The sequence below is a fragment of the Hymenobacter caeli genome (assembly GCF_013294115.1).
In the GTDB taxonomy this organism is placed as follows: Bacteria; Bacteroidota; Bacteroidia; order Cytophagales; family Hymenobacteraceae; genus Hymenobacter; species Hymenobacter caeli.
In genome coordinates, this window is sequence record NZ_JABSNP010000018.1 from 100,616 (window position 1) to 110,933 (window position 10,318).

Sequence of the window (10,318 nt, forward strand, 5' to 3'; positions counted from 1 at the left end):
GGCGCTATTTTTTTCTGGTAAAACCTTCTTTTGTGTATGCTTGATTTTCTTCGCCAGCCCTGGCCCTGGTACGTGGCCGGCCCGCTCATCGGGCTGATGGTGCCGGCGCTGCTGCTCGTCGGCAACAAGGCCCTGGGCATCAGCAGCTCGCTGCGCCACATCTGCGCGGCCTGCGTGCCGGCCGGCCTCCCCTTTCTGCGCTACAACTGGCGGGCCGAGCGCTGGAACCTGTGGTTCGTGGCCGGCATCACCCTGGGCGGCTTCGTGGGCTACCGCCTGCTGGGCCACCCCGACCACGTGGCCATTTCGGCCGCCACGGTGCGCGACCTGCGCGCGCAGCTGCACCTCACCGACTTTTCGGGCCTGCTGCCCCGCGAGCTGTTCGCCCTCGGCAGCCTGGCCCACTGGCAGGGCTGGGTGTTTCTGGTGTTGGGGGGCTTTCTGGTGGGCTTCGGCACGCGCTACGCGGGGGGCTGCACCTCGGGCCACGCCATTTCGGGGCTCTCCAACTTGCAGTGGGTGTCGCTGGTGGCCGTCGTGGGCTTTTTCGCCGGCGGCCTGCTCATGACCTGGTTCATCTTCCCCCTATTATTTCGCTAGGCGGCCATGAAAAACCTCAAGTACCTGGTGCTGGGCACCTTGTTCGGCATCATCCTCACCAAGAGCGAGGTCATCAGCTGGTTTCGGATTCAGGAGATGTTCCGCTTCCAGGCCTTTCACATGTACGGGGTCATCGGCTCGGCCGTTGCGGTGGGCCTGGTGTCCATTCAGCTCATCAAGCGCCGCCACCTCAAGACTATCAGTGGCGAAGAAATTCACCTGGCCGACAAGCAGTTCAGCCCCGGCGTGTGGATTGGCGGCGTCCTCTTCGGGCTGGGCTGGGCCCTGACGGGGGCCTGCCCCGGCCCCATTTTCGCGCAGCTGGGCAGCGGCGTGCCGGCGGCCGCCGTGGTGCTATTGGCCGCCCTGGCCGGTACCTGGGCCTACAGCGCCCTGCGCGAGCGGCTGCCCTAGCGGGGCCGGTTGCGCCGCCCGCAGCAAGCTGCTTAACGGGGGAGGGTTAATCATTTTTTCAGTGGCCAAAAAAGTAATTTTCCGCTATGTCGCAAACATACGACATGTTATGTCGTATGTTTGCTGTTTGCGACATAATCTTTTTTTCCCGTCCGTGACCTACGCCAAAACCGCCGCTTTTACCGCCGACCAGCAGCAGCTGGCCCGCGTGGCCAAGGCCCTGGCGCACCCCGCCCGGGTGGCCATCATTCAGTTGCTGGCCAGCAAGACGACCTGCATCTCGGGCGACATTGCCGCCGAGCTGCCCCTGTCGCGCACCACCGTCACCCAGCACCTGCAAGAGCTGAAGGCGCTGGACCTGATTCGGGGCGAAATCGAGGGGGTCACCGTCTGCTACTGCCTGAATGCCGAGCTGCTGCGCCAGGTGCAGCAGCAGTTTGCTGCCTTCTTCGCCGCGGCCACCGCTGCGCCTGCCTGCGGGCCGGCGGAGGCCTGCGCCTGCTAATTAATCCCCTTGTTAAAGCCCTCACCGCATGAACATCTCCGATCTAAAGCAAGCCCTGACGGGGCTCGCGGCCGTTAATTTTCGCCTGCCCGACGGCACGTACCTGCCCGCCCATTTCCACGTCACGGAGGTAGGGCTGGTGCGCCGGCACTTCGTCGACTGCGGGGGCGTGGAGCGGCGCGAAGCCGTGGCCAACTTCCAACTCTGGGAGGCCGGCGACTACGACCACCGGCTGGCCCCGCAAAAATTCCTGCGCATCCTCCAGCTGGCGGGGCCCATCCTGGAAAGCGACGACCTGGAAATTGAAGTAGAGTACCAGCAGGCGACCATCGGCAAGTTCGGGCTAGCCTTCGACGGGACGGATTTCCGGCTCACGCCCAAGCAGACGGCTTGCCTGGCGCAGGATGCCTGCGGCATCCCGAGTGCCGCCTTTGCGCTGCCGCAGCTGCAAGTGGCCGGCTGCGCGCCGGGCGGCGGGTGCTGCTAGGCGCAGGGCGCTTTATTGCCACTCAACCACCCCCAGCCCCATGCAGCTCCTACCCCTGGCCCCCGCCCACTGGCCCGCCGTGCGCGGCATCTACGAGCAGGGCCTGGCCACCGGCCACGCCACCTTCGCCACCGAAGCGCCGGGCTGGGACGACTGGGACCGCAATCACCTGGCCCACAGCCGCCTGGTGGCCGTGGCCGACGCGGGGCCGGTGCTGGGCTGGGCGGCCCTCTCGCCGGTGTCGAGCCGCTGCGTGTACGGCGGCGTGGCCGAAGTGAGCCTCTACGTGGCGGCCGGGGCGCGGGGGCAGGGCGTGGGCCGGTACCTGCTGGCGGGCCTCGTGGCCGCGTCCGAAGCCCAGGGCCTCTGGACGCTGCAATCGGGCATTTTCCCCGAAAACCTGGCCAGCGTGCGCCTGCACGAGGCGGCGGGCTTCCGGGTGGTGGGCCGGCGCGAGCGCATCGGCCAGCTGCGCGGGCAGTGGCGCAACACCCTGCTGCTGGAGCGCCGCAGTGCGGTTGTGGGCACCGGGGCGGCTTTTTAGGCCTTGGGCCTCAGGCCGAAAACGTTTGGGCCGCCGCGGATGCGACTTGCACTGGCCTGCTACCCAAGCTGTTCACCTGACCATACGCCCCCCGCTTACCCAGCCGGCCGCCGCGCCCGCCGGGCCGGGCAGGAACAGCACTTCGTCTTTAACTGGGAATAGCAGGAAAGTCAGAAAAATGAACAGGAGCATCCTGGGGGCCTCTGCCTGTTCGCCCATTCATAAAACCCTATTCAACAATTAATTGGCATATGCCCAGTCCTCCTAACATCCTGGTGCTGTGCACCGGCAACTCCTGCCGCAGCCAGCTGCTGCACGGCTACCTGGCGCAGCTGCTGGGCCCGCGGGCCGCGGTGTACAGCGCGGGCATCGAGACGCACGGCGTGAACCCGCTGGCCATCGAGGTGATGCGGGAAGACGGGGTGGACATTGCCGCCCACACCAGCAACCTGGTGGACGAGTACGCGGCCGTGCCCTTCGCCTACGTCCTCACCGTGTGCGACCACGCCCGCGAGGCCTGCCCGGTTTTTCCCGCGGCGGCCGTTGCCCTGCACCACAACTTCGCCGACCCGGCGCGGGCCACCGGCTCGCCCGCTGAGGTCCGGGCCCAGTTCCGGGCCGCGCGCGACCAGGTGAAGGCCTACGCGCAGCAGTTTGTGCGCCAATATTTCAACTGAAAAGAGGCCGTTGCCAGCGCTCGGCTTTGCCGCTTGGGGGCTGGTCGGCCCTTGCAGCTTTACTCCGGAAAGTCCAGCGTGAAGGTGGTGCCCACGCCCAGCTCGCTCTGCACCCCCACCCCGATGCCCAGCAGGGCGCTGGCCTTGGCCACGATGGAGAGGCCCAGGCCGGTACCGCCGATGTGCTTGTGGGCCAGCGCGTCGGCGCGGTAGAGGGGCGTGAAAATGTGCGCCAGCTCGTGGGGGGCGATGCCGATGCCCTGGTCGGTAACGGTGCAGGCCAGGCGCGGGCCCCGGGGGGCCAGGCCCACCGCGATGGTGGAGCCGGCGGGCGAGTACTTCACGGCGTTGGCCAGCACGTTGTCCAGGATTAAATCGACCAGGAAGGGGTCGGCCACCACGGTGGCGTCCGGGCCGTCGGCCACGTCCACGCGGATGCGGCGGGCCACCAGCTCGGCGCGGTGGCGGTAGAGCACGTCGTGGATGCAGGCCCGCAGCGGCAGCGCCTGGCGGGCGAGGTTCTTGGCGTGGTTCTCGAAGCGGGCCAGCACCAGCAGCTGCTCCACGAGGTGGGTGAGGCGGTCGATTTCCTGGATGCCGAGGCCGATTTTTTCCACGTACTCGGCCGGGGTGCGGGGCTTGCGCACCAGCACTTCGAGCGTGCCCCGGAGCACGGCCAGCGGCGTGCGCAGCTCGTGCGAGGCGTCGGCCGTGAACTGCTTTTCGCGCTCCACGGCCTGCTCCACGCGGGCCAGCAGGCCGTTGATGGCCGTGGCCAGCGTGTGCAGCTCGTCGGGCCGGGCGGGCAGGGCCAGGCGCTCGGTCAGGTTGCTGCGCGTGATGCGGTTGGCGGTGGCCGTGAACTGCGTGAGCGGCGCGATGCTGCGCCCCGCCAGGAGCCGCGCCCCGGCAAACAGCGCCAGCAGCACCACCGGAAACGAGGCCAGCAGCACCAGCCGCAGGCTGGCCAGCACGTGCTGCGCCGCCTCCGACGAGATGCCCGCCAGCAGGTAGCCCACCGGCTGCCCCCCGCGCACCACGGGCACCTGCACCTGCCGGATGGCCTGCCCGCGCAGCGTCGAGTTCAGCGGCCCGCGGCCGGTGGCGGGGCCCTCCACCGCCAGCCGGTCGCGGGTGAGGTTGGGCGAGCGGTCGAGCAAATTGCCTTGCAGGTCAGTCACTTGGATGAACACCGGGTTCACCTGCACCTCGCGGTGCTCGCGCTCCTGCCACTCGGCCTTGTTGGCGAAGCGCAGGGGCGGGCCGGCCGTCAGCTCGCCCAGGTGCTTGGCGGCCTCGAAGCGCAGGTTGGCGTCGAGGTCGGTGAACACCTGGTGCCGCACCACCCCGAACACCACCAGGTAGGCCGCCAGCACCAGGGCGGCCGTGGTGAGCACGTAGTACAGGGCAATGCGGTCCTTAAAGGGCAGGTTCATGGGGGATTTGGTATTTTTTCCGGCGTTACGCCTCGCGAGGCAAGGCTCAGTCGCGGGCCACGTAGCCGATGCCGCGAACGGTTTGCAGGTACTCTTCTTCCTTGCTGAAACCCAGCTTTTTGCGCAGCGCGTTCATGTACACGTCAATCACGCCCGTGTTGTACTCGAAGTGAATGTCCCACACGTTCTCGATAATCTTCTGGCGGCGGCACACCTTGCCCTTGTGGCGCAGCAGGTATTCGAGCAGGGCAAATTCCTTCTGCGTAAGCGCTATTTCCTCGCCGTTTTTGTGCACCTGGTGGGTGGCTACGTCGAGCACCAGCGGGCCCAGCGTGAAGCGCCCGGCCGGCCCGGCCGCCGGCCGCAGCTGCACCCGGATGCGCTCCAGCAATTCCTCGAAGTGAAACGGCTTTTTGATGTAGTCGCTGGCCCCGGCCTGCAGGCCGGCCACGGTGTCGGCCACCGTGTCGCGGGCCGTGAGGAAGATGAGCGGGGCCGGGTGGTGGCCGGCCCGCAGCTGCCGGCACACCTCCAGCCCCGACAGGCCGGGCAGCACCCAGTCCACGAGCAGCAGGTCGAAGGGCTGGGCCTGGGCCAGCGCCAGCCCCTCCGGGCCGGTGGTGGCCACGGTCACGGCAAAGGCCTCCTCCTCCAGGCCCTCCTTCAGGAACCGGGCGATGCCGGGCTCGTCCTCAATAATCAAAATACGCATACCTGAGCAGCAAGACCAGCGCGGCCGAAAGCCGGCAGGCCGCGCTGCTAACGGCCAGCCGCGGCCAAACGATGCGGCGCCCCCCGGGCGAATGGGCATTTTAAGCGAATTTTAAGGCGGCCCTAAGCCACCGCTAAGGTAGCCGCGCGTTCAAGCCCCCGTACCCGGCCTGCTAGAGCAGTTTCGGGGTTATTGCACATTTTTTAAACAGTTAAAAGTCGAGAGTTAAAAGTTAAAAATCTATTTCACAGGCTTTTAAATTTTAACCAAACACACGGAACCGGAAACCCCTCTAAGTACTATGCTTGAGAAAATTATCGCGGCCTCGGTGCGCAACAAGCTGCTGGTGGGGCTGCTGCTGCTGGCGCTCATTGCCTGGGGCGGCTTTTCGGCGGTAAACATCCCGCTCGACGCCATCCCCGACGTCACCAACAACCAGGTGCAGGTCATCACCCAGAGCGACGCGCTGGCGGCCCAGGAGGTCGAGCAGCTCATCACGATTCCGCTGGAGTTGCAGCTGCGCACGGTGCCCGGCGTCACGGAAATCCGCTCCATCTCGCGCTTCGGGCTCTCGGTGATTACCGTCGTTTTTCCCGACGGCATGACCACCTACCAGACCCGGCAGCTGGTGGCCGAAAAGCTTAAAGCCGCCGGGGCCGACCTGGCCGCCGGGGCCGGCACGCCCAGCATGGCCCCCATCACCACGGGCCTGGGCGAAATTTACCAGTACACCATCCGGGTGCTGCCGGGCTACGAAAAGCAGTTTTCGCTGGCCCAGCTGCGCGACGTGCAGGACTGGATCGTGAAGCGCCGCCTGGCCGGCGTGGAGGGCATCGTGGACGTGAGCAGCTTCGGCGGCTACCTGCGCCAGTACGAGGTGGCCGTGGACCCCGCCCGCCTGGCCGCCAACGGCGTGACGATGGCCGAGCTGTACGCCGCCCTCCAGGACAACAACGCCAACACCGGCGGCGCCTACATCGAGCGCGGGCCCAACGCCTACTTCATCCGGGGCGAGGGCCGGGCCGGCTCGCTCGACGACCTGGGGGCCACCGTGATCAAGCAGGCCGCCAGCGGCGTGCCGCTGCTGGTGCGCGACGTGGCCACCCCGCGCATGGGCCACGCCGTGCGCTACGGGGCCATGACCCGCAACGGCGAGGGCGAAACCGTGGGCGCGGTGGTGCTGATGCTGAAGGGGGCCAGCTCGGAGCAAACCATCAAAAACGTGAAGGAGCGGGTGGCCGAAATCCAGAAGACCCTGCCCAAGGGCCTGGTCATCACCCCGTTTCTGGACCGCACCAAGCTCATCGACAAGGCCATTGCCACCGTGGAGCACAACCTCGTTGAGGGCGGCGTGATTGTGCTGGTAGTGCTGCTGCTGCTGCTCGGCAACTGGCGGGCCGCCGTGGTCGTGGCCCTCATGATTCCGCTGTGCATGCTCTTCGCGCTGGGCCTGATGAGCCTCTTCGGCGTGTCGGCTAACCTGATGAGCCTCGGGGCGTTGGACTTCGGCCTCATCGTGGACGGGGCCGTGATTATCGTGGAGGCCGTCATCTTCCACATCGTGCACCAGCGCGAGCAGGCCGCCCACGAAACCATGGACGACATGACCGAAAGCGCCGCCACGCGCCTCATGTCGTCGGCGCTGTTTGGGCAGCTCATCATCCTCATCGTGTACTTCCCCATCCTCTCGCTCACCGGCATCGAGGGCAAGATGTTCCGGCCGATGGCCCTCACCGTGAGTTTTGCCATCGTCGGAGCCATGCTGCTGTGCCTCACCTTCGTGCCGGCCGCCACGGCCTGGGCCCTGAAAAAAGATATCAAGGAGGAAGGCACCGTCGCCAACCGCATCATGAAGTTTCTGCACCGCGGCTACGACCCCGTTATTCGGTGGGCTCTGGGGGCCCGGGCGGTGGTGGTGGGCGCGGCGGTGGCGCTGCTGGTGCTGGCCGGCTTCATCTTTTCCAAAATGGGCGGCGAGTTTATTCCGCAGCTCGACGAAGGCGACATTGCCCTGAACGTGACGCTCTCGCCCGGCTCGTCGCTGAGCCAGACCATCGCCACGAACCTGCGCGTGCAGAAGATTCTGAAGGCGAAATTCCCCGAAATCGAGCAGATTGTGGGCAAGAGCGGCACCTCCGAAATCCCGACCGACCCGATGTCGCTGGAAGACAGCGACGAGATGGTGATCCTCAAGGACCACAGCCAGTGGACCTCGGCCGATACCCGCGAGGAGCTGGCCAATAAGATGCAGGCCGCGCTGGCCGGCATTCCGGGCGTGAGCATGGAGTTTCAGCAGCCCATCCAGATGCGCTTCAACGAGTTGATTTCGGGCGTGAAGTCGGACGTGAGCATCAAGATTTACGGCGACGACCTGGAGGTGCTCTACCAAAAAGCCAACGACGCCGCCGCGCTCATCCGCCCGCTGGCGGGGGTGGGCGACCTGAAAGTGGAGCAAATCGCGGCCCTGCCGCAGATGCGCGTGACCTACAACCGCCAGAAGTTGGCCCAGTACGGCCTCAAGGTGAGCGATTTGAACACCATTCTGCGCACGTCTTTCGCCGGCGAGGTGGCCGGGCAAGTGTACGAGGGCGAGCGCCGCTACGACCTCGTGATGCGCCTCGACAGCGCCCACCGCGCGGGCCTGGCCAACCTCCAGGACCTGTACGTGGACACGCCCGGGGGCCAGAAAATCCCGCTCGACGAAGTAGCCACGGTGGCGTATAAGAACGCGCCCATCCAGATTTCCAGGGACGACGCCCGCCGCCGCATCAACATCGGCATCAACGTGCGGGGCCGCGACGTGCAGAGCCTGGTGCAGGAAATTCAGGGCAAGCTCAGCACCGGCCTCCGGCTGCCGCCCGGCTACACTATTACTTACGGCGGCCAGTTTGAGAACCTCAACCACGCCATCAAGCGCCTGAAAGTGGCCGTGCCGATATCGCTGCTGCTCATTTTCCTGCTGCTCTACCTCTCGTTCCGCTCCGTGAAGCAGGCGCTGCTCATTTTCACGGGGGTGCCGTTGGCCACCATCGGCGGCATCATCGCGCTGTGGGCCCGCGGGATGCCGTTCAGCATTTCGGCGGGCGTGGGCTTCATTGCCTTGTTTGGGGTGGCGGTGCTGAACGGCATCGTGCTGCTGGCCAGCCTCAACGAGCTGGCGGCCGAGGGCGTGACCAGCGTGCGCGACCGGATTCTGCGGGCCACCGAGGAGCGGTTCCGGCCCGTGATTCTCACGGCCAGCGTGGCCTCGCTGGGCTTCCTGCCGATGGCCCTGAGCACCTCGGCCGGCGCGGAAGTGCAGAAGCCCCTGGCCACGGTGGTCATCGGCGGGCTGCTTTCGGCCACCCTGCTCACGCTGGTGGTGCTGCCCGTGCTCTACGGCCTCTTCACGAAGGACGGTGAGCCCAACCCCCGCGACGCCGCCAAGGCCGCCGAGGGAGCCAAGCGCAAGGCTGAAACCGGCGAGCAGCCCGGCCCGCACCCGGACGGGCAGCCTGCCCCCGGGGCCCCCCAGCCGGCCCCCAAGCCCGTGCCGGCCGCGGCCACGGCCGTGCTGCTGCTGGTACTGCTCGGGGGCCTGGCCCACCCCGCCAGCGCCCAAAACACCCTCTCTTCCACCGCCGGGCAGCCGCTGAGCCTGGGCCAGGCCCTACAAGCGGCCGGGGCCCAAAACCAGTCGCTGCAAACCGCTGGCCTGCAAGTGCAGCAGCAGCGGGCCCTGGTGCGCACCGGCCTGGAGGCCCCGCGCACCATCGTCGATTTCCAGTACGGCCAGGTGTCGGGGGCCCTGAACGACCACACGTTCAACGTGATTCAGCAGGTGGCCTTTCCGGGGGTGTACCTGGCCCAGCGCCGGCTGCTGCAAAGCCAGAGCGTGACGGCCGAGCAGCAGGCCCGCATCAGCCAGCGCGGCCTGGCGCAGACCGTCCGCAGCAACTACTACGGCCTGCTGGTGAGCTACCGCCGGGTGGCCCTGCTGCACCGGCAGGACAGCCTGTACCGCCGCGCCGCCCACGCGGCCCGCATCCGCTACCAGGTGGGCGAAACCAACCGCCTGGAGCAGGTGGCCGCCGAAGCCCGCGCCCGCGAGCTGGAAAACCGCCTGCTCACCGCCCTCTCCGACCTGGAAGTGCAGCGCCAGCAGCTGGGCCAGCTGCTGGGCAGCGCCGACCCGGCCGCCATCGACACCACGGCGGCCGTGGTGGCCCCCCTCGCGCCCGCCGACACGGCCGCCCTCTCGCCCGAGAGCAACCCCACCCTGGGCCTGCTGCGCCAGCAGGTGGCCGTGAGCCAGCAGCAAACCAAAGTGGACCAGCTGCGCCGCCTGCCCGACCTGCGGGCCGGCTACTTCCAGCAAACCCTCCGGCCCGAGTACAGCGCCCTGCACGTGGGCCAGCTGGGCCTGGCCATCCCGCTGCTGGGCGGGGCGGGGCGGGCCCGGGTGGCCGCCGCCCGCCTCGGCGAGCAGGTGGCGGCGGGGCAGCTCAGCTACGCCACCGCCCAGCTCGGCACCCAGCTGCGGGGCCTGCGCCTCCAGCTGCGGCGGGCCCGCGCCTCGCTCGACTACTACCAACTAACGGCCCTGCCCCAGGCCCGCCTCATCCTGGCCACGGCCGAAAAAAGCTTCCGGGCCGGCGACATCGACTACGTGACCTACGTGGTGAACACCGACCCGGCCTGGCAAATCCAAGCCAACTACCTCGACCAGGCCCAGCGCTACAACGAGCTGGTGGTGAACGTGCAGGCCCTGACCGGCCCGGACCTGCCCTAGAGGGGTGGCAGGTAAGATGAGCCGGGAGGCGCCTCACCCCCTAGCCCCCTCTCCGTTGGAGAGGGGGAACTAGTTTCTAGGAAGTGTTAACAGTAGGAGTTATGTTTGAGCATGGACTATTTACTGACGGACGCGCAGTGGGCGCGGATTGCGCCGCTGTTGCCGGGCCGCG

The 10,318-nt window shown here is 67.3% G+C and carries 9 protein-coding genes; 7 read left to right on the forward strand and 2 right to left on the reverse strand.

Annotation, left to right across the window (positions count from 1 at the left end):
• Positions 1 to 30: 30 nt before the first annotated feature.
• The 6 genes from HNP98_RS17100 to HNP98_RS17125 all read left to right on the forward strand — a co-directional run bounded on the left by HNP98_RS17100 (position 31) and on the right by HNP98_RS17125 (position 3,227).
• Positions 31 to 600, forward strand: coding sequence for a YeeE/YedE family protein (locus tag HNP98_RS17100; RefSeq protein WP_246275186.1), 570 nt, complete (start codon positions 31 to 33; stop codon positions 598 to 600).
• A gap of 6 nt (positions 601 to 606) precedes the next feature.
• The gene (locus HNP98_RS17105) at positions 607 to 1,014 is read left to right on the forward strand and encodes a DUF6691 family protein (protein WP_173811382.1); all 408 of its coding nucleotides are present in this window, start codon (positions 607 to 609) and stop codon (positions 1,012 to 1,014) included.
• Positions 1,015 to 1,168: 154 nt separating this feature from the next.
• Positions 1,169 to 1,519 carry an ArsR/SmtB family transcription factor gene (locus tag HNP98_RS17110; protein WP_173811383.1) on the forward strand — a complete coding sequence of 117 codons (351 nt, stop codon included), beginning with the start codon at positions 1,169 to 1,171 and terminating at the stop codon, positions 1,517 to 1,519.
• Between the two features lie 28 nt (positions 1,520 to 1,547).
• The gene (locus HNP98_RS17115; RefSeq protein ID WP_173811384.1) at positions 1,548 to 2,006 is read left to right on the forward strand and encodes a DUF6428 family protein; all 459 of its coding nucleotides are present in this window, start codon (positions 1,548 to 1,550) and stop codon (positions 2,004 to 2,006) included.
• A gap of 40 nt (positions 2,007 to 2,046) precedes the next feature.
• On the forward strand, positions 2,047 to 2,550 hold the full coding sequence (locus tag HNP98_RS17120) for a GNAT family N-acetyltransferase (RefSeq protein WP_173811385.1): 504 nt from the start codon (positions 2,047 to 2,049) through the stop codon (positions 2,548 to 2,550).
• Between the two features lie 251 nt (positions 2,551 to 2,801).
• A complete protein-coding gene (locus HNP98_RS17125) occupies positions 2,802 to 3,227 on the forward strand; it encodes an arsenate reductase ArsC (protein WP_173811386.1) in 426 nt (141 codons plus the stop codon).
• 59 nt (positions 3,228 to 3,286) lie between these two features.
• On the opposite strand, the gene HNP98_RS17130 is transcribed toward HNP98_RS17125, so the two are convergent.
• Both HNP98_RS17130 and HNP98_RS17135 read right to left on the reverse strand, forming a co-directional pair.
• On the reverse strand, positions 3,287 to 4,663 hold the full coding sequence (locus HNP98_RS17130; RefSeq protein ID WP_173811387.1) for a sensor histidine kinase: 1,377 nt from the start codon (positions 4,661 to 4,663) through the stop codon (positions 3,287 to 3,289).
• Positions 4,664 to 4,709: 46 nt separating this feature from the next.
• The gene (locus HNP98_RS17135; RefSeq protein WP_173811388.1) at positions 4,710 to 5,375 is read right to left on the reverse strand and encodes a response regulator transcription factor; all 666 of its coding nucleotides are present in this window, start codon (positions 5,373 to 5,375) and stop codon (positions 4,710 to 4,712) included.
• Positions 5,376 to 5,676: 301 nt separating this feature from the next.
• Between HNP98_RS17135 and HNP98_RS17140 the strand changes: the two genes are divergently transcribed.
• Positions 5,677 to 10,146: a CusA/CzcA family heavy metal efflux RND transporter gene (locus HNP98_RS17140; RefSeq protein ID WP_173811389.1), complete on the forward strand. Its 4,470-nt coding sequence runs from the start codon at positions 5,677 to 5,679 to the stop codon at positions 10,144 to 10,146.
• The last annotated feature ends 172 nt before the right edge of the window (positions 10,147 to 10,318 follow it).

Coding starts and splice junctions, on each gene's coding strand:
- HNP98_RS17120 (WP_173811385.1), top strand. CDS start 2,047: ATGCAGCTCCTACCCCTGGCCCCCGCCCACTGGCCCGCCGTGCGCGGC.
- HNP98_RS17115 (WP_173811384.1), top strand. CDS start 1,548: ATGAACATCTCCGATCTAAAGCAAGCCCTGACGGGGCTCGCGGCCGTT.
- HNP98_RS17135 (WP_173811388.1), bottom strand. CDS start 5,375: ATGCGTATTTTGATTATTGAGGACGAGCCCGGCATCGCCCGGTTCCTG.
- HNP98_RS17125 (WP_173811386.1), top strand. CDS start 2,802: ATGCCCAGTCCTCCTAACATCCTGGTGCTGTGCACCGGCAACTCCTGC.
- HNP98_RS17105 (WP_173811382.1), top strand. CDS start 607: ATGAAAAACCTCAAGTACCTGGTGCTGGGCACCTTGTTCGGCATCATC.
- HNP98_RS17130 (WP_173811387.1), bottom strand. CDS start 4,663: ATGAACCTGCCCTTTAAGGACCGCATTGCCCTGTACTACGTGCTCACC.
- HNP98_RS17140 (WP_173811389.1), top strand. CDS start 5,677: ATGCTTGAGAAAATTATCGCGGCCTCGGTGCGCAACAAGCTGCTGGTG.